This is a genomic window from Archaeoglobus neptunius (assembly GCF_016757965.1).
Lineage (GTDB): Archaea > Halobacteriota > Archaeoglobi > Archaeoglobales > Archaeoglobaceae > Archaeoglobus > Archaeoglobus neptunius.
In genome coordinates, this window is the sequence record NZ_JAEKIW010000011.1 from 36,819 (window position 1) to 60,879 (window position 24,061).

The window sequence follows — 24,061 nt, forward strand, 5'->3', positions numbered from 1 at the left end:
AGGTGATGCTAAATGGCTGAAATAAATGTTGACCAGGACAAATGCAGTGGATGTGGAGAATGCATTTCCGTTTGCCCCGGAGGAGTTTTTGAGTTCAACGACGACGGAAAGAGCTACCCTGCAAACCCTGATGAGTGTCAGGAGTGCTGCTCCTGCGTAGAGGTCTGCCCTGAGGGAGCAATTACAGTGGACGTCTGCGAGTAAACTTCCTCCAACTTTTTTTCTATTTCTTTCACGACCCGCTCCACGCCCTCTCCGGAAATTGCAGAATAAGAAATCCTGTCTCCAAGACTGTGCATGTCCGCCTTGCTGTAAACCTCTATTGTTGGACGCTTGAAATAAGTCCTGATTTCCCCAAGAAGAGAGAGCTGCTTTTCCAGTGCATATCCACATGTTTCCGTGGGGTCGATAACGAATAGTATCACATCTGCAAGATGCTTGAGGGCCAAAACTGCCCTCCTCTCTATTCTGTTTCTTTTGCTTAAAGGTCTGTCAAGCAAACCGGGAGTGTCAATAATCTGAACCCTTCTTCCCCCAAAATCGGAGAATCCAACGTTTATTTTCTTTGTGGTGAAGGGGTAGCTCGCAACTTCTGGTTTGACAGTGGAAATAATGGAAACAAGACTGGATTTGCCGACATTGGGATATCCGGCCACCACAACTGTTGGAATATCGAGCAGCAGAGGAATTTCCCTCATTCTGTTTTTTGCATCATTCAGAAACCTGAGCTCATCATCGATCTGCTCTATAATGGAAGCAACTCTTCCATAAGTTGCCCTGACGACCACTGAAGGGTTTTTACCCCCCTTAATCTCTCTCACGCCTTTGCTGATTACTCTCTGTATCATCCCATCCGCCCATTTTAGAGCCGCCAAGGCCTTTTTCAGATTTCGTATACCAACGACTACATCAACCATCTCTCTGTAAAACTCGGGAAGATTCTCATAACTGGGGTGAGACGTTATGATTTTTTTAAAATAGTCCCTTGAAACGTTTGAAATCGTCGAAAGCTTGTTTAATGCCTTCTCCTTGGGAGTTCTGCCCTCTGCTCTTGCTGCCCTTCTGAATACCTTATCTACCAGTTCATCCGCCGTTAGAACTGTTGGAAGCTTTTTGAAATCCTGCATCTGATTTTATACAGCCCTGCTGTTATTTACTTTTTCCTTGCGATTATCATGCTAGCCTCCCCGAACTCATGGACATCTAGAACATCAAAACCCCTTCTGCTCAGTTCTCTCAGATACATCTCAAGGTGGAGGTCTTTGCTGAACGTGTACTTCTTCTCAGCTTTTTCTATTTCACCAAAAGTCCATAAATTCCACTCCAGATCCATCAGATCTATTTTTTCATTCCTGTTCTTAAAATACTGCTTGTTTACGTACAGTCCTCCTGAATTCATTGCATCCCTTATCTTATCGATCATCCAGACATTTTTGCCACTCGGATTGTATGATGAGAACACGATATCGTACCCCTCTCCGATGTCATCAACAAAGAAGTCTCCGGCAATAAATTTCACTCTCTCTCCACCATATTTTCTAACATACTCTCTTGCCCTTTCCACCACCTCAGGAAGATCGAAAACGACTGCTGTAAGTCTGGCGTTGAGCTTTGTGAACGCTATCGAATACAGACCATGTCCCCCGCCAAGATCGAGCAATCGCCTTGCACGTCTGAACTCTTCATACTCCGCCACAATTCTAACAGTCCTCTGCAGCTCTCCAAGGAGTGCATTTTCTGCCATTGAGTGGATAACCAGATCTGAGAAGAATTTGCTCCTCTCCACCCTAACCGGCCCATCTCTAATAATTTCGGCAAGTTTTGTCCACTGTTCAAGATCTGAAAACTGCTTTCCTAGAAATCTAAGCTGAGAGTAAGGCGAGTCAGACGTCAGGAACGGTTTGAATGTTTCTGAAAGTTCGTACATACCATCCTTGCTCTCCACCAGTCCCAGATTCGCAAGGCAGTCAAGTACAAGCTTTACAAGTTTTTCATGACCTATCTTCGATGCTACCTCTTCCGCAGTTTTTGGGCTGCTCAGCATATCAAAAATGCCCAGCTCAATTGCCGCCCTCAGCAACTGGATCTTCCTGAACCCATCACTCCACTCGTTAATTGTTTTTTCAAAATACTCTGCATGTTCGGGAATCTCGAACATAAAAGTCACCCCGGAATTATCAGCGTTTTCCCATTCACCCTCACAACCTCGGCCTCTATACCATAAACGGCCTCTATGTTATCTCTTGTGAGAATCTCTGTACCACCTTCAGCGTAGATCCTGCCGTCTTTCATCATAAGAATTCTGTCAGCGTAGAGGGATGCAAGGTTGAGATCATGCATCGTTGCTATCACCGAGATTTTACTTTCCCGGGCAATTTTTCTAACGAGTTTCAGAATTTCTATCTGGTTTTTGACGTCGAGATTATTTGTTGGCTCATCAAGAAGCAAAATTTTTGGTTTCTGTGCCAGAGCCCTTGCTATCATAACTTTCTGCAGCTCTCCTCCACTCAGCTCATTTATCCTCCTAAATGCAAGTTTTTCGAGTTCCAGTAATGATATTATCTCCTCCACAATTCTGTAATCCTTCTCGCTGGGACCGAATCCCATGTGGGGCTTTCTTCCAAGAAGTATCACATCAAAAACCGTCAAAAAGGCAGTATCACTTCTCTGAGATACATAAGCAAGTTTTTTTGCCAGCTCCCTTCCGGAAAGACCTTCCATACCATCAATCAGGATTGAACCCTCTGCTTTCAAAATTCCCGCTATACATCTCAGAAGGGTTGTCTTACCACTACCATTAGGCCCCACAATAAAAACAACTTCACCTCCATCAACCTGAAAGCTCAGACCCCTCAGAACAGATTCCGTGTTGTATGAGAAGCTAATATTCCTGACAGCTATCATCTCTTCACCTCCACCCTCTCAAAAGAAGATAGATAAATGCCGGGGCGCCTATAAAAGCCGTCACAATCCCTACAGGTATCATTACCGGCAGTAAAATCGATCTACCGAAGGTATCAGCTATTAGCAGGAACGTTGCACCAAAAGCCGTGCTGAGCGGGATGAGACGCCTGTAATCTCCAGTAATTGAAATCCTTATTGAGTGGGGAGCAACAAGACCAACAAAACCAACAATTCCGGTAAACGAAACACAGACTGCAGTCAGGAAGGAGGCAAGAAGGAGACTTTCGAGTCTGACTCTCTGACAGTTGACGCCAAGAGATGTGGCGGTTTCGTCACTTAGAGTGAGAGCATTGTAGTCCATGCGTCTCAGCATGAAGTAAAACATACATACAGAAGTGGCGGAAAAGATCAAAAATATCTCATTCCAGTTTGTTCTCCCCATATCTCCAAATGTCCAGAAAACGACAGATGCGACTTTCACATCATCTGTGAAGTACTGCATGAGCATTGTTGAGGCCTGAAACAGCGAGGCCATTGCAACTCCTGCCAGAATCATCGCTTCAGGACTCATATCTCTCAGCCTGGCCAGCAGGAGAATTACAAATACACTTATCAGCGATCCGAGGAACGCAAAAAGGGGAACAAGATACGGATTCAGTATAGTTATGCTTTCACCAGTCCTGTGCAGCATCCCTGCCCCGAGGTAGATTATTGCGAATGCGGCACCGAAAGCCGCACCCTGTGATATACCGAGCGTAAACGGAGAAGCAAGAGGATTCCTCAGGATACACTGCATCACCGCACCGCTGACAGCGAGGCTTGCCCCAACCAGCAGAGCTGTTATCACTCTAGGCAGCCTTATGTTCCATATAACGGTTGAGGTTCCCGTCAAAAGAGACTCCAGAACCTCCGCAGGAGACAGTCTGTAAGGTCCTATACAAAGCGATGCCAGAGTTGAAAAAATAAGCAATGCTGCTATGATGATTTCCGCATTTCCCGGCCTTTTACTGTACTCAATCATACGAACTTGCCGGATATATTCACGAATCCGCCGTAGTATTTTTCCATCTCAGCATAGAGTTTCTTGCCTACAAAGAACTCGAAGATTTCATCGGCCTTCTTTGCAGGATCCAGGTCTGCAAAGCGGTCTGGATACAGAACCTTGCCAATGTAGTATGCATCGGCTATTGCAGTTTCTATATTCGTGGTGTAGTAGTTGAAAGGCAGGATTCCGTAGATCTTCCCATTTTTGAATGCCTTGAGAGACCTGTACACATCAGCATTCTTCTTGTAGTCCGTTATGACCAGATGAAGATTGCTCTCGTCAATGAAAATAATGTCAGGATTCCACTCAAGGAGTTGTTCTTTGTCAATAAAGAAAGCCCCGCTTCTCTTCGCCTCACATGCCACATTTCTGGCTTTTACAGCCATGAATGGCGGAAAGTTGCACTGCGTTGACTCGATCCCATGTCCCCCCTTAAATCCTAATGCTCCGATAAAAACCGTGGGTTTTTCATTATCCGGTATGCCTTCAACCCTTCTGGTCAGATCGCTGTATGCTGATTCCACGAAATTTATTATCTCCTCGGCCCTTTTCTCCTTCCCGAGAATCTTACCGGCCAGTCTCAGTGAGTCGTATATTTCTTTGGCCCTAAAGTTTCCAAGCTCCCCGTAGCTCAAAACCACAACCGGAATTCCTGTCTGTTCCTGCAGAGAGTTTGCAGCACTCGCATCCATGTAGCATGCAAAGATTACATCCGGTTTAACCGCAACTATCGCTTCCGGGTTGGGTGTTGGACTCGGCCCACCCTTGCCCACGACTGGCAGTTCAGCAAATTCCGGATGCGCCATTCTGTACGGTCTTCCCATGGGAGACCACATGGTTTCCGAATCCTCCACACCCACAACCATATCGGAGGCGTTGAGGTAGACTATCAGCCTCAATGCACCAGGACCTAACGCAACCACCCTCTCAACTTTCTTTGGTACCTCCACCTCTCTCCCTAACAGATCCACCACTTTAACCGTTTCAGCTTTTGTTTCGGACTTTTGAGCGCATCCCGCTACCAGAGATGCAAGAACGAGAAGAACGAGAAGAAATGCAATTTTCCTCATTCTCTCACCCCCAGAATCATGTCAACGAGACCCTTCGCATCACCCACAAGCGGGATCTCCTCTCCAAAAAGGCAGGCTCTGTAAATCTCGTCACTCTGACGAATGTAGACATCAGCCTCAATCAGCCCACAGGTGTTGTCATCAACCTTGTTTGCAACCTTTATTACCCTCTTGCCCAGCCTGTTTCCCATCTCTGCTATTTTCTCCGCAAGTTTTACCGCCTCATAACTGGGCTCAATTACAACCACTATGGTATCGCAGCCAGCCTCAACACTTCTGCCAAAGTGTTCTATCCCAGCATCTGTATCAACCACAACGAACTCGTTTTCCCCAAGCTTTAGAGACTCAAGGAACTCCCTTGCAACAGCACCCATTGGACAGGCACATCCTTCACCAAAATCGTGAATTTTTCCAATTGCCATAACAGCAATCCCATTCCTCTTCTCCACGAACTCCTCCGGCAGGTTGTCAAGGGACACTTCTCCCAAGATTCGGTAATCCCAGTCTCCGGACTGAATGGACTTAAACAGAGTTTCCCTTACCTTTTCCTTTCCTCCAAGCCAGTCCATAAAGTCTCTAGGCTGTTTAACTCCAAGATTCCTATGAATACCAAAATTTGACTCGTCAGCATCGATAACAAGTACCTTTCCACCCCTCGATGCCAGTTCCTTTGCCAGAAGAGCGGAGACCACACTCTTCCCGCACCCACCTTTACCGCATACGAGTATCTTCATTCAGTAAAGGTTTCACATTAAGTTTTAAAACTTTTTCAATTTATGTTACTAAGAATTTAAAACAAATAAATTTAGTATTAAAAAGTTAAAAATTACATACAACTTTCACGCTATTTTCTCAGCCCAAGTCTCCTCAAAACCTGTGTCGCTCTTTCCTGCCCATAGAATTCGTAAACCCCACCTTTACTACCCGGTTTTACTGCAGGATCCCCAAGATAACCCGCATCAACAAGCTGTACAAGGAGCTTGGGTGGTGCCCATTTCGGATCTTTGGTTGCGTCAAACATGGCTTCATAAATCCTCAATCTTGTATCCAGTCCGACAAGATCACCGGTCTCAATGGGGCCCATTGAATAACCATAACCCAGCATCATGCCGATATCTATGTCCTGAGGAGTTGCCACACCTTCCTGCAGCATCATCATTGCCTCCTTGCCCAGCAACAGTCCGAGACGTGAGGTTGCAAAACCGGGCGAATCATTAACGACTATGGGAACCTTTCCCAGCCCGATAAACCACTCCTTTATCTCCACAACCAGTTTTTCATCACTCAAAAGTCCTTTGACAAGTTCAACCAACTTCTGGACCTGGACAGGATTGAAAAAGTGGATACCCAGAAACTTTCCTGGATTTGTGACTGCTGAAGAGAGTTTCGTAATGCTTATGGATGATGTGTTCGAACCTATAACTGCATCTCCCGCAATAGCATCAATCTCCTTCAGAACTTTCAGCTTGAGGTCTGCATTCTCAAAAACAGCCTCAATTACCAGATCACAGTCTGCCAGCACAGAATAGTCGGTCGATGTGGCTATTCGCCCCAGAACTGCATTCATCTCATCCTCTTTCATCTTCCCTCGTTCAACCAGCCTTTGCAGACCAAACCTCCCAGACTTTATTACCTCCATCCCTTCCTTCAGCGTTTTCTCGCTCACATCAACCGCAACAACTTCCAGGTTCTGCTGGGCGAAAAACTGTGCGATCTGGGTCCCCATCACACCAAAGCCAACAACTCCTATCTTCTTAAACATTCTACCACCCCCTAAACTCGGGTTTTCTCTTTTCCAGGAAAGCCCTCATCCCCTCCTTTGCATCTTCACTTGAGAACAGGAGTGAGAACAGGCTCGCTTCGTACCTAATCCCGTCTCTGAGCGGCATGTTCATGGATGCGTTTAGAGCCTTTTTGGCAATCTTAACAGCCAGCGGCGATTTCTCCAGTATTCTGCCTGCAATCTCTCTGGCCTTCTCCATCAGCCTATCGTGCTCCACCACCTCATCGACAAGACCGATCCTCAATGCTGTGCGAGCATCAATGATCTCTCCTGTCAGCACCAGCCTCTTCGCCATTCCCAATCCAACAAGCCTGGGCAACCTCTGCGTACCCCCCGCTCCGGGAATTATGGCAAGATTGATTTCCGGTTGACCGAACTTCGCCTTTTCACTGGCAATTCTAATATCACATGCCATTGCCAGCTCACACCCTCCACCAAGAGCGTATCCATTAATGGCAGCAATCACAGGTATCTCAAGATCCTCCAGACGATTGAAAAGTTCCGTACCAAGTTTTGTTGCTTCTAAAGCCTTAACGGGGTCTCTTTGAAGCAACTCGTTTATATCTGCCCCAGCAGCAAACGCCCTGCCACTTCCAGTAATGATCAGAACCCTAACGCTCTTTTCTGCCTGCTCCAGAACCTCTTTAAGCTCAATTCTAGTTTTCACATCCAGTGCGTTGAGCTTCTCTGGTCTGCTAAGGACTGCAATTCCCAAACCCCCATCAACCTCAAACTTAATCCTCTCTCCCATTTTCAAAACCTCCCAATCAGTCTTCTCGCTATAACCGACTTCTGAATCTCCTTCGTCCCCTCGTAAATCTCCATCACCTTTGCATCCCTGTAAAAACGCTCAGCCGGATACTCACCGATATAACCATAACCTCCATGAAGCTGTACGCACCAGTTTGCAACGTAAACGGCCGTTTCGCCTGAGTAGTACTTTGCCATCGAGGACAATTCTGGCCTTGGGTCGCCTTTGCTGCAGTGCCATGCTGCCTGATACGTCAGCAATCTCGCTGCCTGAATTCTGGTAGCCATCTCAGCAATTTTAAACTGAGTGTGCTGAAAGGACGCAATTGGCTGCTCAAATTGCTTTCTCTGCCCGACATAGTTTAAAGCCAGCTCAAATGAGCCCTGAGCTATTCCAACGGCCTGTGCTGCAACTCTCGGTCTTGTATGGTTGAAGAACTCCATGAGATAGTAGAAACCTCTTCCCGGTTCGCCTAGAATATTCTCATCAGAAACCCTGACGTCATCCAAAACGATTTCTGCCGTATCGCTTGCTCTCAGACCCATTTTGTTCTTGATTTTTCTCGCCCTGAAGCCTTTGCTTCCACTCTCAACTATGGCAAATGTCAGGCCATGATGTCTTTTCTCACCATCATACGTTCTACCGAAAACCAGAACAAAATCACACATGCTGCCATTTGTGATGAACTGCTTTGTTCCGTTTATAACCCACTCATCTCCCTCCTTCACAATCTTCGTTCTCACTCCGGCAACATCACTTCCTGCATCGGGCTCTGTACTGGCCATTGCAGAAATTCCGTTTTTCTCTGTCACCCACGTCAGATATCTCTCCTTCTGTTCCTCACTGCCAAAGAGAACGAGCAGTTCTGTTCCAAATGCTGAACTTAAGCATGCATTCCCAATACCAGGACTCACTCTGTAAAACTCCTCCGTTACAAGAACCTCCTCAAAAAGTGTAAGTCCCATCCCGCCATACTCCTCGGGTATTTTGACAGTGGAGAATCCAAGTTTTCTTGCTTTCTTAACAATATCTAGTGGATACTTCTCCTCCCTATCACATTCATCCATCACCTCGGGTTTGAACTCCCTCTCAGCAAACTCTCTGGCAGCCCTCTTTATATCCTCCTGCTCGGATGTGAGCTTAAAATCCATCAAACCACCTCGAAGTAGACTTTCCAGACCCCATTTTCGTCCTGACCTGTTCTGATCGTAACCTCGTCTCCAACCGACACATCATCAGCCCATCCCATTACTCTGACCTTCCCGAACCTAGCAATAGCAATTGTGTATGGCCTGCTCCGTTCAAACCCGCTCGGAATAGTATAAACAGTGGTAAACGCCTCAACCACTCCTCTACCATCAATCTCCACCCACTCCACTTCCCCACCACAAAAACAATCCGCTTTTGGTGGATAGTATTCTCTCCCACACTCTCTGCAAGCTGTCTTGTAAACCTTCCCCCTCTCAAGTCCTTTCCAGAACTTTGCTGTCTTGGAGACGGGTATTCTGTGCCTCATCACCAACTCTCTGCTCTCAATAAACATATCCTCACCTCCTGAATATCATAACAAACGCAAAATGTCCTGTTCCCCCTATATTGTGAATAAGAGCTCTGTTACTCCTTAGATCAACCTGCAATCGCCCAGCCTCTTCCCTCAACTGCTTCACAACCTCATAAACCATAGCAACACCGGTAGCACCAAGAGGATGTCCTTTCGCCTTCAGGCCTCCGAATGTATTTACCGGCAGTTTTCCGCCAATCTCAGTATCCCCATTCTCAACCAGTCTGCCGCCCTCGCCTTTCCTGCAAAATCTGAGGTCTTCATAAGCCATAATCTCCGCAATTGTGAAACAGTCATGAACTGCTGCGAGATCAATCTCTTTTACAGGATTATCGATCCCAGCCTTCCTGTAGGCCATATCAGCAGCCATAACGGCAGCCTTCAATCCCACAAAACTCTCCCTGTTGGTCATGTTCGATGTATCGGAAGCATATCCGGCAGATTCTATCCATACAACATTATCAATCCCTAGCTCCCTTATCCTCTCTTCACTCGCCAGAATTGCTGCTGCCGAGCCGTCGCTGATGGGAGAGCAATCGTAGAGTTTCAGAGGATATGCAATGTACCTGGAGTTCAGCACATCCTCAACCGTAATCTCCTTCTGAAAATGCGCTTTCGGATTTTTGACTGCATTTCCATGTGCTTTAACGGCTACCTTTGCAAGCTGTTCCTCGGTTGTTCCGTATCTCGCCATGTGGGCTGTGGCATGCATAGCGTAATAGCCCGGAAAGGTCGTGCCGTATTGATGAAACTCCCAGAGGTAGTTTCCTGCTCTCCCCCCAATGGCAAGGGAAACTGCAGTCTCAATCTCAGTCATTTTCTCAACACCGATAGCTATGGCCACATCTGCCATTCCGGATGCAATAGAGGTGCAGGCAGCATAAATCGCAGCCGTTCCGGTTGCACATGCCGCCTCAACCCGAAACGGCCCCCTGTCCTCAAATCCACAGTACTCATTAACCGGTACGGCCGGCATGAGTTCGTATCCTCTGGTGTTAACGCTACCAACAACGCTCAGATCGATATCGTCCTGAGCTATTCCAGCATCTTCAAGAGCCTCTTTTACCGCCTCGTATGACAGTTCCTGAATTGTAACATCATCCCTTCTGCCGAATTTCGAGCAGCCAACTCCGATAACCCCTACTCTCATTAGATCCAGTTCTCTGCTTCATATATAATTCTTTCTTGTAATATGAACTGATCTAAAAATAGTTTACACAAAATAAGAATCTAAAATAATAAATCAATCCAGTATTGTCCGCCTGTGATCCTTATGGGATTTCGAGGATATGTACGTCGTGAGGTGATTTATTCTGATTCCATTCTTCACAAACCACTCCATAAACTTTCTTCTCTGCTCGTTAAATTCTGAAATATCTTTATACCGCACGATGAGACAGAGATCATATGCGGAACCAACCAGCTCCAGGATGTTCTCGACAAAATCGAGTTTTTTGAAATGCTCTATTACCTCATCAATTCTGGGTTTTGATTCTATATCCAGATCGATGAAGGTGACAGTAAGGGTGCTCAATCCAAGTTTCTGATAATTGGCCTTCCAGTAGCCCTCCTTTATTTTTATCAGGTATTCGCTCTCTTCAAGCGTTCTGACTCTGTTCTGAACGGTTCTTAAGGTTATCCCGAGCATGTCAGCAATTTCACTCTGAGTCTTGCCCCTCAGAATGTTTTCAATTATGGCCTTATCTATATCATCAAGCTGTCCTTTTCGCATAATATGAAGTATACTAAAAATATAAAAATTTTATGTTTGCCATTCAATGGCAATTTATAGGGAAAGTGGTGAATAATAATATTCTACGCTCTGATTTCTGCCCATTTGTCCTCATTTTCCGAAACTCTAACTCTAATAACTTTCAAGCCCTTTTCCCGAAGTTTCTCGAAAATATAGATACAGATATTCTCGGAAGTTGGAATTTCTATTATCTCATTGATAAACCTATGGTCGAATTCCGAAATTACGGCATTAACTTCCTTTTTAAGATCAAAAAAGTCCATAACCATTCCGTTTCCTTTGATCTCTCCGGCTATCTCCACTTCTACCCTGAAATTATGTCCGTGGATTCGCCCGCACCTTTGATGGCCCGGAATGCTGTGGGCCGCACTGAATGATGTCAGGACGCCAATTATCATCTCCGCCATCATCTCACCCCCAAATATTTATGAACCTGAGGGATAACCCTCGTATCGGCGAATTCCATCATCTTATCCTGCAGCTTAAGTATTTTTTCCACCCCGCTACCAAAAACAGGCTGGAGAACGAAGCCAAATACATAGTTCTTGATTTCCAACGCTGAGTTTATTATCTCTTCCTCATCAAAATCATCCGGAAGAACTATCTTGCAGAAGGTTTTTCTATTTCTTGTGTTTTTCAGAATTTTAAAGCACTCTACGGTTTTTTCCAGCACCTCGTCATATCCTTCCACCCTCGACTCCCTGACCTTCAGGTCACCGGCTACATAATCCACAAATCTAAGCTTTCTGGCCTTTTCCGGCAGAGTCATGTTCGATTCGAGGTAAAACGGTTTTGTCCTGTTGAGGTTGGAAATAAACTCTGCATGCAGCATCGGTTCTCCTCCTGTGAGGCAGACAGAGTGGACCCTCGAAGTGTCGATTAAGTTCTGTACGTACGTTGCAGAGACGGGATTAAGAATCTGTCTGCCTCTGATACGATCATGGCACTTCTCCGAGGTTTTAGGAGTATCACAGTAGTAGCAGTTCAAATTACAGCCAGAAAATCGAATGAAGAGCTGCTTAACTCCAACGTAGAAGCCTTCTCCCTGAACTGACCTGAAAATCTCAATCAGATTTGCTCTCATCCTCCTTCATCTCTTCATAGGTTTTTACTGCAATTTCCCACTCTTCATCACTCAGAAGCGGATCCCTGGTTTTATTGATAATAAATGCCTCCGTCCTTTCCAGACATGTGCCACAGCTCAGGCATGGCCTGTCATTTCCCTCATAGCAGCTCCAGGTAAGTTCGTATGGAACTCCGAGCTGCAGTCCCAGTTTTACTATATCGGCCTTGGTCATCTCGACAAACGGAGCCTTTACCTCTACAGGAGTCCACAGATTGCCGAGATACACAGCCGTGTCTAGAGCCTTTACAAATTCCTTCCTGCAGTCAGGGTAAATGCTGTAATCACTCAGGTGTGCAGCGTAGTATACCTCCCCAGCTCCAATTTTAACAGCGTATCCTGCAGCAATTGACAGCAGTATCATGTTTCTGTTCGGTACTATTGTTCTTTTCTGGCTTTCCTCTGTGTAAAATGCCTTTGGTACCTCATCCTCCCCTGTCAACGCCCCATGAGATATCAGATCATGAATCGTTGATATGTCAACCTGCAGGTAATGTACCTTGCCTCTCTTCCCCGCCTCCTCTGCAACCCTCTCTGCACTCACCATCTCCTTCGAATGCTTTTGCCCATAGTAAAAGCTGATGGCGTGAACCTCATATCCTTTATCCAGGAGGTAGTAGAGCAGGGTTGACGAATCGACACCACCGCTCAGCAGCATTACAGCTTTCATGAAAAAACTCTGTAAGATTTGCATAAGAATGCATCGGGCTTACCACAATATTCATAAATCCACAGCTGGAGTGTTACTCTAAGCGGGGGTTGCCGAGCGGACAAAGGCGCAGGATTGAGGGTCCTGTCCCGTAGGGGTTCGAGGGTTCGAATCCCTCCCCCCGCACTTCAGGACTACTGGATCTGAATATAAGCCGCCAGAAACAAAATGGTTCTAAACTCAACCTCTGACCACGGTGTCAATTATCTGTATAAGCTCCCGTTTTGTAAAGGGCTTTTCAATGACTTCCTTAACACCGACGCTTTTCAGAACGTCCTCCCTTTTCGCAAAGGCTGTAACGGCTATAATTTTTGCCCTAGGATCCATGGAAAGAATCTCTTTGCTTGCATATATTCCATCCATAACTGGCATAAATATATCCATCAGAACAATGTCCGGTTTAAGCTTTCTGTACATCTCCACAGCTTCTTTACCATTTCTAGCGTGGTATACCTCAAATTCCTGCAGAATAATCTTAAAAATCTCGTAAACATCCTCATTGTCATCTACCACCAAGGCACGCATTCGTCTTACTTTTGCTGGTAGGCAGCTAAAAATCTTTCGGTGTCCGTGGGACACAAAATACAACTAGGCTTATCAGCCTTTTTTCGAAATCGGTTCTGTGGGGTCTTGAGGAACAGTCTCAGGAGTCCATTAGACAGGTGCTATTCTGTCTTTCCATCCGCAACAGTCAGCAGATATGTATCAATTTCAAGCATCCTGCATCCTGATTATTATGCTCGATGCGAGGAGTAGAAACTTCATCCAGGATCCTGCAGAGGAGACAATAAGCATATGAAGAGCTGTACAGAAGTTTTCGAGTCAATTTAACCCAATTCTCGCAGACTGCGAGGAGGTATCAAAGCTCTCCAGAATACGATTTAGACCCGGATAGCATCTCATAGTCAAAGAGAGAATTAAAGGTCTGAAAAAGAGGAAGGAACGATCACAGAAGTTCTGCCAGTGGTTCTGGATTTTCCCTCCGGCTAATTTCTGGCTAGTTTTTGGAATAACATCCCAGAGGTTTTCCCTCAAAAATTGCGGTGAGGCAGAGATTGCAGGATTTGCAGTCACTCCTGTCCGCTTCCCCTGCCATCATTTTCCTTGGCAAAAACGGGTCTCTGATCAGGGGTCTTGACATTGAGACGAACTCAACCTTCTCAAGCAGAGATTCCGCAACATCAAGACTCCTCACACCACCAACCACCATCACCGGAATATTCACAGCTTCCTTTATCCTGAAAGCGTAATCTCTGAAATAAGCCTCCCCGCTTTTACCTACCTTCTGACTCACAACATTATAGCGCTGATGGTAAATGGACTCGTACATACCTCCACTGACCTCGATGGCTTCAAAGCCGATATCATCAAGCAGTTTCGCTATTCTCACTGCCTCACCCACCTCAAGACCTCCCGGCACGAAATCACAGGCGTTCATCTTGATCATCACCGGAATCCTGCTCTTCCCCCTGATCCCTTCAAAGATGTCCAGAAGGATCTTTGCCCTTTCCCTACCGTACTCATCCTTTCTGCGGTTCGTATGTGGAGAGATAAACTCACTGAGCAAATATCCATGTGCAGCGTGTAGCTGAACGGCGTCAAATCCTGCCTTTTCAGCTCTCAGGGCAGCATTCACGAAATCATCAATTACCCTCTCTATATCCTCCCCAGTCATCTCCCTTGGCTCAATTCCCGTGAATGGATCCTTTACTGCGGATGGGGCTACGGGACTTATGAAGGTCTGTCTTCCGGCGTGGGCAAGCTGAGCAACGAAAACCACACTCCTATCAGCTTTTTTCACCGTCGAGACGAGTTTTTTTAAACCATCAACATGCCTGTCCTCGCTTATTCCCGTCATCTTGTAGGATGCTCTGCCCTCTTCACTGACAAACATGTACCCGGTGATTACAGTTCCCGCCCCACCTTCTGCAAGCTTTTTGTAGAGTTCGACCATCTCATCTGTAACAAAACCCTCTTTTGTCGCCATTGACTCTGCCGTGGCCGACCTCACTAGTCTGTTTTTCATCCTCAGGTTTTCCGTTTCAACCGGTGTGAAAAGGAGCATCTAATTCACCATCCACACCACTTTTTTATCGACATCCCTTCTTGGCGGTACGGGTGGCTCTTTGGCAGGATATCCAACAGTTACCACTGCAACAAGCTTTTTACCCTCTATTCCCAGAGCCTTATTTATCTCATCCTCCACATGTACGGGCCCCGTCATCCAGCAAGTGCCAAGTCCAAGAGAGTGGGCGGCAAGGAGCATGTTTTGAATTGCAGCCGCAACACTCTGCACATCGCTGTAATCATCGCCAGTAGGAGTGTAGTAGGCAAAAACCGCTGCCGGTGCATTACCAAGATTCCTGAAAAATCTTTTGGTCTGCTCTATAACTTTCGGCCTGTCTGCAAAGAACCTCTGCAGCCTTGGGAGAATGTGGTCGTAACCTTTCTGAACTATGCTTATCAGATTTTTAAGCCTCTCACCGGAAACCACCACAAAAAACCATTGCTGCCTGTTCATCGCCGATGGTGCCCACATGGCAAGTTCAATAATTTTTTCCAGTTTCTCTCTTTCCACCGCTCTATCCTGATACATCCTGTGGCTCCTTCTTGTCTTTATTGCTCTCTCCACACATTCAAAAAACTCCATAAGAATTAACAATTTAATACAGATAAAAACGTTTTGAAAAGACCTTTATATTCTCACGGTAATTTGTTTTAGATGGTTACAGGCATTGTATTTCACGAGGAATATTTGAAACATGAACAGAGTCCAACACATCCCGAGCGAAGAGAAAGACTGGCGTACACGATGGACCAGCTAAGAGAGGAAGGAATTTTTGATTCAGAAAATATAGTCATCCTGGAGCCGTTTAGGGCTAGCAGGAAAGACGTTCTGGAGGTACACACCAGGGAATACGTAGAGTTTCTGGAGAGGGAGAGCAAAACGGGGGGTATGATTGACTTCGATACCAACATACCTGTAGGCGTTTTTGAAAGGGCTCTTCTTGCCGTTGGTGGTGCGATAAGGGCTGCAGAGGCTGTTGTTGATGGAGAGTGCAAAAATGCATTTGCAATGATTCGACCACCGGGACACCATGCAAAGCCGTATATCGGTGCTGGTTTTTGCTATTTCAACAATATGGCCATAATGGTAAAGTGGATTCTTAAAAACGGGTTTGACAGAGTGGCAATTCTTGACTGGGATGCTCACCACGGAGATGGCACGCAGGAAATATTTTACGATGATGACAGGGTTCTCTTCATCTCAACACATCAGATGCCGCTCTACCCCGGAACGGGCTATCCCGAGGAATGTGGGACCGGAAAAGGAGAGGGTTACACGGTGAATATACCACTCCCTCCCGGAACGGGAGACGAAGGCTACATGATGGTCATAGATGAAATTATCGAGCCTGTAATAAACGAATTCAAACCCGAATTTATAGCGATCTCCGCTGGCCAGGACAATCACTTTACAGACCCGATAACAAGTCTAGCCTTGACATCCAGAGGGTACGCTGAGATTATGAGAAGGGCGGTTGAAATGTCGGAAAGACTCTGTGAGGGCAGACTTGTAGCCGTTCTTGAGGGAGGGTACAGTGTTGAGGGTGCATTGCCATACACGAATCTTGGAATTATCGCCGCCATGGCAGGGATGGATATTTCATCCATCCGGGAGCCCGAAAACTACCTTGCAGAGCTTATGTGGAGAAAAAGGGATTCGGCTTTGGCCAAGCTGAAGGCAAATATAGAGGATGTGAAAAAAGTTCACTCAAAATACTGGGACTGTTTTGGATGAACCTCGAAAAACTCAGAAAAATCCAGGAGGATATCGCAAAAAGGGTCGAACTGTCAGACATGTACCCCATAGAAGAGGTGGAGTACGTTATTGGCGTTGATCAGGCTTTTTTAAATGACGAGGTAATCTCCTGCGCTGTGAAGTACACATTTCCCGATTTAGAAAAGGTTGACGAGGTCGTAGAGGTAGAAAAAGTGAGATTTCCTTACATACCAACCTTTCTGATGTTCAGGGAGGGAAAACCAGCAATAAATGCTGTGAAAAAGATTGCCGACGGTAATTCGGTAATCCTGGTGGACGGCAGCGGTATTGCCCATCCCAGAAGATGCGGACTTGCGACATACCTTGCAGTTTACTTAAAAAAGCCCTCAATTGGTATAACAAAGAAAAAGCTGTTTGGAAATGCAGTAAAGATCGATGACTCTCTGTGGAAACTGATGGATGGAGACAGACTAATCGGATACAGTTTAAAGAGCTGCAAGAGATGCAATCCGATATACATCTCACCGGGAAGCTTCATCTCGCCTAAGACTTCTCTAAAAATCGTTAAAATGTGTCTCAGAGGATACAAACTACCCGAACCTGTCAGGATGGCGGACAGACTTGCAAGAGAGTTCAAAAGAAGCTTAACCTCAAAGCTTAAATAACAGTAACCCGAAAAATCTACTAGAGCGGGGTGGGGTAGTCAGGTAATCCCGGCGGGCTCATAACCCGCAGATCCGTGGTTCAAATCCACGCCCCGCTATTTGCCAAGCTCCCACCTCCCCCGCTTTTTACAGTTTTTTCGCAAACTGGATGCCATGCAACCTCTTTAACTCCAGGATCCAAGATGGAGAGCCTGAAAATCAGGAACTGAATGGTGTGTGGAAGCGATTTCAGTTATTCACTATTTTTTGGTAAAAACATCAAACCAGAAGACTTTCAAAACACTTATATAGTTAACACTTTTCTAAATTTTCATATTACAAATTGACACCAAAATTAAGCTAAATAACAAGGTGGTACGATGGTGAAGGACAGGATACGGGAATACTGGGACTCGAGATGCCACGAGTACGACTCCTCACCAGGACACACATCTCTCCCTGAGGTGTGGAGAGACATTCTGGGTAAAATTTTCCATAGAAAGATGAGAATTCTGGACGTCGGAACGGGAACGGGCTTTGTCGCCCTAAGACTCGCAGAACTGGGGCATGATGTAACGGGAATAGATCTATCCGAAGGTATGCTCAGCATTGCAAAGACCAAAGCTACAAAGGCGGGGCTGAATGTAACCTTCATCGTCGGGGATGCTGAAAATCTTCCCTTCGATGATGAAAGCTTCGATGCGGTTGTGTGCAGACATCTTCTCTGGACGCTTCCAAATCCCGATAAAGCTGTGAAGGAGTGGGCAAGAGTTGTGAAACCGGGCGGAATGGTTGTTGCGATAGACGGAAAATGGACGACGTGTTCAATGGCAGCGAAACTCAGGAGTGCCATAGGCAGGATTGCAATTGCAGCCTATGAGCGAAGGTGGAAAAAAAGTCACTACAGTCGTGAGATAAACAAAGCGCTTCCATTCTACGGCGGAGCGAGTGGCGATGTTATTTCAGACATTTTTAAAGGAACCGGACTGAAAAATGTTGAAGTCAGGGACCTGAGCTGGATAAGGGAAAGAATGCTCGAAAATCTGCCGTTTTTTTACCGCCTTGCCTGGAATGGTAGGGAATATTTCGCCGTTATCGGTGTTAAGGAGTCTTAGGGAGGTGGTGAGATGGAGTTATCGAGGAGGGATTTTATCCGGTATTCCGGGGCTGCAGCCGCAACGCTACTCGGCCTCAGCCTGCTTGGATGTTCTCAGAAGAAGACCGGAAAGGGGGAAATTGAGAAGACGTTTTACAAGGAAACGGTAGTGATGGGATACGGGAAGGATCACAACCTGAAGGGAGGAAAGTGGGGCATCGGCTTCTTCCCGAAGGTTAACACACTGGAGCATCTTGTGGAGTATGATCTGAAAGACGACAAATGTCTGCCCATGCTTGCAAAGAGCTGGGAAATAGAGAAAGAAGGCAAGGAAATAACCTTCGTGCTGAATAAGGGAATTAAGTTCTCTGACGGGAGTGAGCTGAGAAGTGATGCAGTCAAATTCACAGTGCTGTGGCTTGCCAGCAATCATCCTCTTGGAAAAGAGACGTTTGAGGCAGCAGACGTCGTTGACGACTACACCGTCACAATTCGTTATCAGAATGCCGGGTTTTTCAACCTTGCCAAAATGGCTGAGTTCCACATGGCCATCATGTCACCAAAGTCAGTGAAACCTGAGGGTGACGCTAACGGCAAGTGGGTGTTTCCGATAGGTACAGGTCCACTGAAGGCCGTGGATTACAGAGAGGGTGAATATGCGATTTATGAGCCAAATCCCTACTGGTACGGAAGATACGATCTGGAACCGAAATTCAAGAAGCTCGTCGTCAAGTTTGTGAAGGATGAGGACACCAGAGTAATGGCCCTGAGAAGCGGTGAGGTTGACTGCATCTCCGACTTCGTACACGGAGGAAGTGACTACACTCCACGGAACCAGCTCGCAATTCTGAGGCAAGATGGATACAAGGTTTTCAAAAGAAATGAGCCACTAACGTGGATAATCGCCTTTAACTACAACAAGGAACCTTTCAGCGATGTCAAGCTGAGGAAGGCCGTAGATCTTGCGATAGACAGGAGCGAGGTTACCAAGATTTTCAACGACGAGGTGCTTCCAGCATACACGCTGTTTCCCGAAAGTGCTCCGGGCGTAAAGGAGGCAAAGAAACAGGGTGTTGTGTACGAATGTAACGTTGATGAGGCGAAAAGGTTGGTTGAGGAGGCAGGCTTAAGCAGAGAGGTAAGGCTGATCGTCGACAAGTCGCAGGGAGATCAGATTCTCGTCAGCCAACTGATACAGAGGAGGTTGAAAAAGGTTGGATTCGATGTTGCCCTCGATGTGCTTGAGGGCGGTGCCTACAAGGAAAGGAGAGATAGCGGAGAATACGACATGAGACTCTACTACATCGGCGGAACTGACAGAAGATTCTACATGAGGCTTTACTGGAGATTCCACCCAGATCAGAAGTGGAAAGCATACGTGAGTGAAAGAAGCGGGGATCTGTGCAAGAGAATACTGGGAGAATTCGATGAGGAAAGAAGGAAACGTCTGCTAACAGAGTTTTACAAGGTCATATACGAGGAGAGAGGTGTTGTTCCGCTCTACTTTGACATAATGACGATCGTTGCATCACCGAAGACTGAACTTAAGGAGGGAGAGGTATTCAGATGGCCAAACGGTTACGAGGTGGGTGAGCCGCTCTTTTACGGGGTGGGTGTAAGGGCCTAATGCGATATCTGGTAAGAAGACTGATCCAGGCAGCACTGACAATCCTGGGAATCTCATTTATTTCCTTTTCCCTACTCTACATTTTCCCGGGCGATCCTGCTGAGTTCATCCTCAGCATAAGATACGGCTACGAACCGAGCTTACAGGACATTGCAAATTTCAGAAAAGTACTGGGTCTTGACAGACCGCTGATAGTGCAGTATCTTGACTGGTTATCGAGAGCTTTGAGAGGAGACTTTGGAAATTCTTGGGTGGAAAACAAGTCGGTTGCTGAGCTTATACTGGAAAGACTGCCAGTATCTCTCGAGCTTTTTGCAGCGACCTTCGTAATCTCACTCATCTTCGCCTTCATCCTCGGAGTGCTGGCGGCAATGTACAAGGATAAAGCTGTAGATCAGTTCAGCAGGATTTTCACGCTGCTCGGAATAAGCATTCCAAGCTTCTGGCTCGGTCTAATCCTGATCTGGGTCTTTTCCGTCAATCTGCATATTCTGCCGGCTTTTGGTTATGGCAGTGTAAAACATCTCATACTACCGGTAGCAACCTGGAGCTTCTCCTTCATGGCCATAAAGACAAGATTCATCAGAGCCGCAGTTCTGGAAGAGCTCTCGAAGGAATATGTGTTTACAGCGAGAACGAAAGGGCTGGCTGAGAAGATTGTGATTGTCAGGCATGCAATGCGAAATGCGATGATACCGATCATAACATACATCTCAATGTCGATCAGCCACCTCATCGTTGGAGCTGTCATGGTTGAGGTTGTGTTTTCGCTGAACGGTCTTGGATCGCTCCTCGTTAAGTCTGCATTCGAGAGAGACTTTCCGGTTGTGCAGGCCCTCGTTTTCATCTCGGGTGTGGTTATGGTGACGGTGAATCTGATTGTTGATCTCCTCTATCCCCTAATGGATCCCAGGATCAGATATGGCGACTGAGTTTGCCCGATTCGAACCAAAATTTAATCTCACACTGCTGGTCGGACTTACTATAGTCCTCATCATCGCTCTCCTCAGCATCGTCGCCCCTCTCAGCGGAGATGCATACAGAGTAAACATGAATGAAAGGCTCTCACCACCGTCCATCCAGCATCCTTTCGGAACAGATCAGCTCGGTAGGGATATGTTTTCTCGAGTTCTGTATGGTGGTAGAGTCACACTACTGGTTGCAGTTACGATTTCTGCCATCTCTATGTCTGCAGGCTGCATGATCGGTGCTGCTGCTGGCTATTTTGGAAAAACGGTAGATGATGTTGCGAGCAGGATTATCGATGTTTTCATGTCGATTCCTGAAATCGTGCTCAACATCGCAATGGTCGGAGTTTTCTGCGTTGTCTACGGAGCATCGACATGGATTGTAGTTTTCGCTGTCTCGTTCACAAACTGGGTCAGCTACGCAAGACTGATGAGAGGAATGGTCCTTTCACTGAAGGAGAGAGAGTTCGTGATCTGCACCAAAGCAATGGGGGCTGGCGAAGGATATATTCTTATCAGGCACATCATCCCGAACGCTCTCCCCCCCATACTCGTACTTGCTACTCTCAATATCGGCGGGGTGATAACAACCATAGCCGGCCTTGGTTTTCTTGGACTCGGTATCCAGCCACCAACACCGGATTGGGGGCAGATGCTCAGCTCTGGCAAGAACTATATAACGACAGCCTGGTGGCTGACCTTTTTCCCCGGATTGTTCATAGCTCTTTCAGTTCTAGGTTTCAACCTTCTGGGAGAGGGGCTGAGGGATGTTCTCGGCTGTGATGGATATGCTCAGGGCTGAGGGGCTGAAAGTGTACTTCAAGACCGGGATGGGAATCGTGAGAGCGGTGGACAACGCAAGTTTTGAGGTTAAGGAGGGGGAAAGCTTCACCTTCGTGGGCGAGAGTGGAAGCGGAAAGACCGTGCTGGCCAGTGCGATTATAAGGCTCCTTCCAAGAAACGCAATTCTAAGCGGAAAGGTTTTCTTCAAAGGCAGAAATCTTATGGATCTTAACGAGGATGAAATGCGCCGTGTGAGAAGGGATGAGATAGCATACATTCCCCAGAGCCAGTCATCGCTGAACCCGCTGCTGAGGGTCGGATTTCAATGTGCAGAAGCTCTGATCGACAGAGGTGAGAAGAAATCAAAAGCACTGCACAGAGTCTCAAAGTTATTCGAGTTTCTGGGGATAGGGTGGAGGATGGACGACTATCCGCATGCGTTCAGCGGTGGGATGAAACAGAGAATACTGCTCGCAATGGGTCTGCTGAGAGATCCAGATCTGATCATCGCCGACGAACCCACAAAAGGGCTGGATGCGAACAGAAGAGATCAGGTGGTCGAGGCTTTCCGGAGGTTGAGCAGCAAAACGTTAATTACAATAACCCATGATCTGCTCTTCGCCGAAAAAATTGCCGAAAGAGTGGCGGTGATGTACTGCGGAGAGATTGTCGAGATCTCCAGGGCCAGAAAATTTTTTGCTGATCCGCTTCACCCCTATTCCAAGGGTCTTCTCGAAAGTCTACCACAAAGAGGACTGAAGCCAATAGACGGTTTCCAGCCGAGCCTGATAAACGCACCGCAAGGTTGCAGATTCAGGGAGAGGTGTGGTCTTTCCATGCAAAAATGCAAAATCGATCCTCCAATGGTTAAAGTTGGAAACACTTACGTGAGGTGCTGGATATATGCTGATAAGATGTTCTGAAATCTTTAAATCATTCAACTCGGGCAGGAGGAAAATTGAAGTCCTGAGAGGCTGTTCTCTCAGCATAAACGAAGCTACAACAGTTGTGCTTTTCGGTGAGAGTGGTTGCGGTAAAACAACACTCGGGAGGATCCTTCTCGGACTCATCAAACCCGACAGAGGCAGGGTGTTTTTCAGAGATGTTGAGATTACCTCACAGAGTAAACTTCCGCAGGAAATGCGGAGAAAGCTTCAACTCATCCCGCAAAATCCCGCAGAAGCGCTGGATCCGAGATGGAAGATATACGACAGCATAGCCGAACCGCTGAGGATTCATGGACTTACTGAAAACAGGGAAGAAGAGATGAACGCCGTGATGGAAATCTGTGAAAGAGTCGGATTAAAGGATGAACAGATCAGCAGAAGACCTGCAGAGTTGAGCGGAGGGGAGTTGCAGAGGGTTGCCATCGCTAGGGCCATGATCATGAGACCCGAGTTCGTCGTCTGCGATGAACCAACATCCATGCTCGACGTTTCAATTCAGGCTGCGGTTGTGAGGATGCTAACTGAAATGCAGAGGGAGTTTGGAGTCTCATATCTTTTCATAACACACGACATCGACCTTGCCAAAGTTATTGCGGATAAAATGTACATCATGCAGAATGGAAGGATAATCAGAGAACTGAAAGGAGAAGAGCTGCAAGAGCTATCACCAGGGAGTTCGATACTATGTGAACAATCAGCAACTTCAACCCATCTCTAAACCCGAAAAACGATGTGAAAAGAGGTAACGATAGCCTTGTGGCCTCTACGAACACATGCAGAATTCTGGAGACGTAAACGTCCATCAAAGCCCTTTTCCATTCCAGAACTCCAGCATTTATTAGGGTTCCCGCAGCGCTTATTCCTGCCGTCGTGCTCATTGCCCCCGAAAATAGAATTATCAGATCGGCATTTTTCCCGGCATCGAACTGGAAGATAAGGAAGGTCAGGTAAACGGATGCTGCCAGAATTGCGGTGGTTCTTGCGAAAACCCTGAAAATGTCAATGAAATCAAACTCGTAGTCGTTAGTCTCTGCTTTAACATCGGCTTCCGAACTCACCCCTTTAATTCCCGGTAGAACAAGCATTGCAGAGAAAATAAGCCTCGAGACTATATCGAGGGATACGAAATAAAGCCCTATTCTGATTCCAAGCGTAGAAACGGCAATCGGAGCGAGGAATAAGATTGCAGCTCTTAAGCCGCGAGGAAGTGTTGAAATTGCTACATATCGAGCAACACCTTTCAGGCCTAAATCTCCAGATTTATACATCGCCGAAAGAGCGGAGACGCCAACCACCGGATGAATTAGAAATGATGTGACGGCAAATCCACCCCCAATAGTCTTTCTGAACCTGGAGAATAGAAAATTCGTTGCAATCAGGCTCGCAAACATTACCGGAAGTATCATTGAAAGTAAGTCCAGCGTCCGGATTAGGGCTTCTTCTGGCTCCACACTTCCGCTTCGGTCAAGGATTTTTTAAGAATTGCCAAATTCACAGTTGCATGACGGCTCAA

Annotated in this window: 28 protein-coding genes and 2 tRNA genes; 11 read left to right on the forward strand and 19 right to left on the reverse strand. The window is 46.5% G+C overall.

All coding sequences use genetic code 11. The features are described from left to right. Positions 1 to 12: 12 nt before the first annotated feature. Complete coding sequence (locus tag JFQ59_RS09275) at positions 13 to 204, forward strand: 4Fe-4S dicluster domain-containing protein (RefSeq protein WP_010877934.1); 192 nt, start codon at positions 13 to 15, stop codon at positions 202 to 204. Here JFQ59_RS09275 and JFQ59_RS09280 read toward each other — a convergent pair. From JFQ59_RS09280 to queC, 15 genes are all read right to left on the reverse strand, one after another. Then, positions 138 to 1,127 (reverse strand): NOG1 family protein, encoded by a 990-nt coding sequence (locus tag JFQ59_RS09280; protein ID WP_202320153.1) that lies wholly within the window; start codon positions 1,125 to 1,127, stop codon positions 138 to 140. The genes JFQ59_RS09275 and JFQ59_RS09280 overlap by 67 nt on opposite strands. A 26-nt stretch (positions 1,128 to 1,153) precedes the next feature. Next, positions 1,154 to 2,158, reverse strand: coding sequence for a methyltransferase (locus tag JFQ59_RS09285; RefSeq protein ID WP_202320154.1), 1,005 nt, complete (start codon positions 2,156 to 2,158; stop codon positions 1,154 to 1,156). 5 nt (positions 2,159 to 2,163) lie between these two features. Continuing rightward, positions 2,164 to 2,904 carry an ABC transporter ATP-binding protein gene (locus JFQ59_RS09290; RefSeq protein ID WP_202320155.1) on the reverse strand — a complete coding sequence of 247 codons (741 nt, stop codon included), beginning with the start codon at positions 2,902 to 2,904 and terminating at the stop codon, positions 2,164 to 2,166. Positions 2,905 to 2,908: 4 nt separating this feature from the next. Continuing rightward, a complete protein-coding gene (locus JFQ59_RS09295; RefSeq protein ID WP_202320156.1) occupies positions 2,909 to 3,925 on the reverse strand; it encodes a FecCD family ABC transporter permease in 1,017 nt (338 codons plus the stop codon). Then, positions 3,922 to 5,019, reverse strand: a complete 1,098-nt coding sequence (locus JFQ59_RS09300; protein WP_202320157.1) for an iron ABC transporter substrate-binding protein — start codon at positions 5,017 to 5,019, stop codon at positions 3,922 to 3,924. The genes JFQ59_RS09295 and JFQ59_RS09300 overlap by 4 nt, the downstream gene beginning before the upstream one ends. Continuing rightward, positions 5,016 to 5,753 (reverse strand): ATP-binding protein, encoded by a 738-nt coding sequence (locus tag JFQ59_RS09305; protein ID WP_202320158.1) that lies wholly within the window; start codon positions 5,751 to 5,753, stop codon positions 5,016 to 5,018. The genes JFQ59_RS09300 and JFQ59_RS09305 overlap by 4 nt, the downstream gene beginning before the upstream one ends. Before the next feature lie 110 nt (positions 5,754 to 5,863). Continuing rightward, positions 5,864 to 6,781: a 3-hydroxyacyl-CoA dehydrogenase family protein gene (locus JFQ59_RS09310; RefSeq protein ID WP_202320159.1), complete on the reverse strand. Its 918-nt coding sequence runs from the start codon at positions 6,779 to 6,781 to the stop codon at positions 5,864 to 5,866. A gap of 1 nt (position 6,782) precedes the next feature. Beyond that, a complete protein-coding gene (locus JFQ59_RS09315; protein WP_202320160.1) occupies positions 6,783 to 7,553 on the reverse strand; it encodes an enoyl-CoA hydratase/isomerase family protein in 771 nt (256 codons plus the stop codon). Positions 7,554 to 7,555: 2 nt separating this feature from the next. Continuing rightward, a complete protein-coding gene (locus tag JFQ59_RS09320; protein WP_202320161.1) occupies positions 7,556 to 8,704 on the reverse strand; it encodes an acyl-CoA dehydrogenase family protein in 1,149 nt (382 codons plus the stop codon). Next, a complete protein-coding gene (locus tag JFQ59_RS09325; RefSeq protein ID WP_202320162.1) occupies positions 8,704 to 9,096 on the reverse strand; it encodes a Zn-ribbon domain-containing OB-fold protein in 393 nt (130 codons plus the stop codon). The genes JFQ59_RS09320 and JFQ59_RS09325 overlap by 1 nt, the downstream gene beginning before the upstream one ends. Before the next feature lie 4 nt (positions 9,097 to 9,100). Further along, positions 9,101 to 10,264, reverse strand: coding sequence for a thiolase domain-containing protein (locus JFQ59_RS09330; RefSeq protein WP_202320163.1), 1,164 nt, complete (start codon positions 10,262 to 10,264; stop codon positions 9,101 to 9,103). 93 nt (positions 10,265 to 10,357) lie between these two features. Continuing rightward, complete coding sequence (locus tag JFQ59_RS09335; protein WP_202320164.1) at positions 10,358 to 10,846, reverse strand: winged helix-turn-helix transcriptional regulator; 489 nt, start codon at positions 10,844 to 10,846, stop codon at positions 10,358 to 10,360. 83 nt (positions 10,847 to 10,929) lie between these two features. Next, a complete protein-coding gene (gene queD, locus JFQ59_RS09340; RefSeq protein WP_202320165.1) occupies positions 10,930 to 11,277 on the reverse strand; it encodes a 6-carboxytetrahydropterin synthase QueD in 348 nt (115 codons plus the stop codon). Beyond that, positions 11,274 to 11,951, reverse strand: coding sequence for a 7-carboxy-7-deazaguanine synthase QueE (locus tag JFQ59_RS09345; protein WP_202320166.1), 678 nt, complete (start codon positions 11,949 to 11,951; stop codon positions 11,274 to 11,276). The genes queD and JFQ59_RS09345 overlap by 4 nt, the downstream gene beginning before the upstream one ends. Further along, the gene (queC, locus tag JFQ59_RS09350) at positions 11,932 to 12,660 is read right to left on the reverse strand and encodes a 7-cyano-7-deazaguanine synthase QueC (RefSeq protein WP_202320167.1); all 729 of its coding nucleotides are present in this window, start codon (positions 12,658 to 12,660) and stop codon (positions 11,932 to 11,934) included. Before queC ends, JFQ59_RS09345 begins: the two co-directional genes overlap by 20 nt. Positions 12,661 to 12,742: 82 nt before the next feature. Here queC and JFQ59_RS09355 point away from each other — a divergent pair. After that, positions 12,743 to 12,825, forward strand: a tRNA-Leu gene (locus JFQ59_RS09355). Positions 12,826 to 12,879: 54 nt separating this feature from the next. Here JFQ59_RS09355 and JFQ59_RS09360 read toward each other — a convergent pair. The 3 genes from JFQ59_RS09360 to JFQ59_RS09370 form a co-directional block, all read right to left on the reverse strand. Continuing rightward, a complete protein-coding gene (locus JFQ59_RS09360) occupies positions 12,880 to 13,224 on the reverse strand; it encodes a response regulator (RefSeq protein ID WP_202320168.1) in 345 nt (114 codons plus the stop codon). Between the two features lie 472 nt (positions 13,225 to 13,696). Beyond that, positions 13,697 to 14,764: an NADH:flavin oxidoreductase gene (locus JFQ59_RS09365; protein WP_202320169.1), complete on the reverse strand. Its 1,068-nt coding sequence runs from the start codon at positions 14,762 to 14,764 to the stop codon at positions 13,697 to 13,699. Continuing rightward, positions 14,765 to 15,349 (reverse strand): nitroreductase family protein, encoded by a 585-nt coding sequence (locus tag JFQ59_RS09370; protein WP_202320170.1) that lies wholly within the window; start codon positions 15,347 to 15,349, stop codon positions 14,765 to 14,767. Positions 15,350 to 15,421: 72 nt separating this feature from the next. Here JFQ59_RS09370 and JFQ59_RS09375 point away from each other — a divergent pair, with 72 nt between their 5' ends. From JFQ59_RS09375 to JFQ59_RS09415, 9 genes are all read left to right on the forward strand, one after another. Continuing rightward, positions 15,422 to 16,501, forward strand: coding sequence for a histone deacetylase family protein (locus JFQ59_RS09375; protein WP_202320171.1), 1,080 nt, complete (start codon positions 15,422 to 15,424; stop codon positions 16,499 to 16,501). Next, positions 16,498 to 17,148: an endonuclease V gene (locus tag JFQ59_RS09380; RefSeq protein ID WP_202320172.1), complete on the forward strand. Its 651-nt coding sequence runs from the start codon at positions 16,498 to 16,500 to the stop codon at positions 17,146 to 17,148. Before JFQ59_RS09375 ends, JFQ59_RS09380 begins: the two co-directional genes overlap by 4 nt. A gap of 23 nt (positions 17,149 to 17,171) precedes the next feature. Next, a tRNA-Met gene (locus JFQ59_RS09385) sits at positions 17,172 to 17,246 on the forward strand. A 261-nt stretch (positions 17,247 to 17,507) separates the two neighbouring features. Next, positions 17,508 to 18,242, forward strand: coding sequence for a class I SAM-dependent methyltransferase (locus tag JFQ59_RS09390; RefSeq protein WP_202320173.1), 735 nt, complete (start codon positions 17,508 to 17,510; stop codon positions 18,240 to 18,242). Positions 18,243 to 18,254: 12 nt separating this feature from the next. Further along, entirely contained in the window at positions 18,255 to 19,850 is a 1,596-nt protein-coding gene (locus tag JFQ59_RS09395) for an ABC transporter substrate-binding protein (RefSeq protein WP_202320174.1), read from the forward strand. Continuing rightward, the gene (locus JFQ59_RS09400) at positions 19,850 to 20,782 is read left to right on the forward strand and encodes an ABC transporter permease (RefSeq protein WP_202320175.1); all 933 of its coding nucleotides are present in this window, start codon (positions 19,850 to 19,852) and stop codon (positions 20,780 to 20,782) included. The genes JFQ59_RS09395 and JFQ59_RS09400 overlap by 1 nt, the downstream gene beginning before the upstream one ends. Next, positions 20,772 to 21,620, forward strand: coding sequence for an ABC transporter permease (locus JFQ59_RS09405; protein WP_202320176.1), 849 nt, complete (start codon positions 20,772 to 20,774; stop codon positions 21,618 to 21,620). Before JFQ59_RS09400 ends, JFQ59_RS09405 begins: the two co-directional genes overlap by 11 nt. Then, positions 21,586 to 22,524, forward strand: a complete 939-nt coding sequence (locus tag JFQ59_RS09410) for an ABC transporter ATP-binding protein (RefSeq protein WP_230972439.1) — start codon at positions 21,586 to 21,588, stop codon at positions 22,522 to 22,524. Before JFQ59_RS09405 ends, JFQ59_RS09410 begins: the two co-directional genes overlap by 35 nt. Next, positions 22,505 to 23,266 carry an ABC transporter ATP-binding protein gene (locus tag JFQ59_RS09415; protein ID WP_202320177.1) on the forward strand — a complete coding sequence of 254 codons (762 nt, stop codon included), beginning with the start codon at positions 22,505 to 22,507 and terminating at the stop codon, positions 23,264 to 23,266. The genes JFQ59_RS09410 and JFQ59_RS09415 overlap by 20 nt, the downstream gene beginning before the upstream one ends. Here the strand turns inward: JFQ59_RS09415 and JFQ59_RS09420 are convergent. Next, positions 23,178 to 23,999, reverse strand: a complete 822-nt coding sequence (locus tag JFQ59_RS09420) for a hypothetical protein (protein ID WP_202320178.1) — start codon at positions 23,997 to 23,999, stop codon at positions 23,178 to 23,180. The two genes, JFQ59_RS09415 and JFQ59_RS09420, sit on opposite strands and share 89 nt — an antisense overlap. Between the last annotated feature and the right edge of the window lie 62 nt (positions 24,000 to 24,061).

Coding starts and splice junctions, on each gene's coding strand:
- JFQ59_RS09275 (WP_010877934.1), top strand. CDS start 13: ATGGCTGAAATAAATGTTGACCAGGACAAATGCAGTGGATGTGGAGAA.
- JFQ59_RS09280 (WP_202320153.1), bottom strand. CDS start 1,127: ATGCAGGATTTCAAAAAGCTTCCAACAGTTCTAACGGCGGATGAACTG.
- JFQ59_RS09285 (WP_202320154.1), bottom strand. CDS start 2,158: ATGTTCGAGATTCCCGAACATGCAGAGTATTTTGAAAAAACAATTAAC.
- JFQ59_RS09290 (WP_202320155.1), bottom strand. CDS start 2,904: ATGATAGCTGTCAGGAATATTAGCTTCTCATACAACACGGAATCTGTT.
- JFQ59_RS09295 (WP_202320156.1), bottom strand. CDS start 3,925: ATGATTGAGTACAGTAAAAGGCCGGGAAATGCGGAAATCATCATAGCA.
- JFQ59_RS09300 (WP_202320157.1), bottom strand. CDS start 5,019: ATGAGGAAAATTGCATTTCTTCTCGTTCTTCTCGTTCTTGCATCTCTG.
- JFQ59_RS09305 (WP_202320158.1), bottom strand. CDS start 5,753: ATGAAGATACTCGTATGCGGTAAAGGTGGGTGCGGGAAGAGTGTGGTC.
- JFQ59_RS09310 (WP_202320159.1), bottom strand. CDS start 6,781: ATGTTTAAGAAGATAGGAGTTGTTGGCTTTGGTGTGATGGGGACCCAG.
- JFQ59_RS09315 (WP_202320160.1), bottom strand. CDS start 7,553: ATGGGAGAGAGGATTAAGTTTGAGGTTGATGGGGGTTTGGGAATTGCA.
- JFQ59_RS09320 (WP_202320161.1), bottom strand. CDS start 8,704: ATGGATTTTAAGCTCACATCCGAGCAGGAGGATATAAAGAGGGCTGCC.
- JFQ59_RS09325 (WP_202320162.1), bottom strand. CDS start 9,096: ATGTTTATTGAGAGCAGAGAGTTGGTGATGAGGCACAGAATACCCGTC.
- JFQ59_RS09330 (WP_202320163.1), bottom strand. CDS start 10,264: ATGAGAGTAGGGGTTATCGGAGTTGGCTGCTCGAAATTCGGCAGAAGG.
- JFQ59_RS09335 (WP_202320164.1), bottom strand. CDS start 10,846: ATGCGAAAAGGACAGCTTGATGATATAGATAAGGCCATAATTGAAAAC.
- queD (WP_202320165.1), bottom strand. CDS start 11,277: ATGATGGCGGAGATGATAATTGGCGTCCTGACATCATTCAGTGCGGCC.
- JFQ59_RS09345 (WP_202320166.1), bottom strand. CDS start 11,951: ATGAGAGCAAATCTGATTGAGATTTTCAGGTCAGTTCAGGGAGAAGGC.
- queC (WP_202320167.1), bottom strand. CDS start 12,660: ATGAAAGCTGTAATGCTGCTGAGCGGTGGTGTCGATTCGTCAACCCTG.
- JFQ59_RS09360 (WP_202320168.1), bottom strand. CDS start 13,224: ATGCGTGCCTTGGTGGTAGATGACAATGAGGATGTTTACGAGATTTTT.
- JFQ59_RS09365 (WP_202320169.1), bottom strand. CDS start 14,764: ATGCTCCTTTTCACACCGGTTGAAACGGAAAACCTGAGGATGAAAAAC.
- JFQ59_RS09370 (WP_202320170.1), bottom strand. CDS start 15,349: ATGGAGTTTTTTGAATGTGTGGAGAGAGCAATAAAGACAAGAAGGAGC.
- JFQ59_RS09375 (WP_202320171.1), top strand. CDS start 15,422: ATGGTTACAGGCATTGTATTTCACGAGGAATATTTGAAACATGAACAG.
- JFQ59_RS09380 (WP_202320172.1), top strand. CDS start 16,498: ATGAACCTCGAAAAACTCAGAAAAATCCAGGAGGATATCGCAAAAAGG.
- JFQ59_RS09390 (WP_202320173.1), top strand. CDS start 17,508: ATGGTGAAGGACAGGATACGGGAATACTGGGACTCGAGATGCCACGAG.
- JFQ59_RS09395 (WP_202320174.1), top strand. CDS start 18,255: ATGGAGTTATCGAGGAGGGATTTTATCCGGTATTCCGGGGCTGCAGCC.
- JFQ59_RS09400 (WP_202320175.1), top strand. CDS start 19,850: ATGCGATATCTGGTAAGAAGACTGATCCAGGCAGCACTGACAATCCTG.
- JFQ59_RS09405 (WP_202320176.1), top strand. CDS start 20,772: ATGGCGACTGAGTTTGCCCGATTCGAACCAAAATTTAATCTCACACTG.
- JFQ59_RS09410 (WP_230972439.1), top strand. CDS start 21,586: ATGTTCTCGGCTGTGATGGATATGCTCAGGGCTGAGGGGCTGAAAGTG.
- JFQ59_RS09415 (WP_202320177.1), top strand. CDS start 22,505: ATGCTGATAAGATGTTCTGAAATCTTTAAATCATTCAACTCGGGCAGG.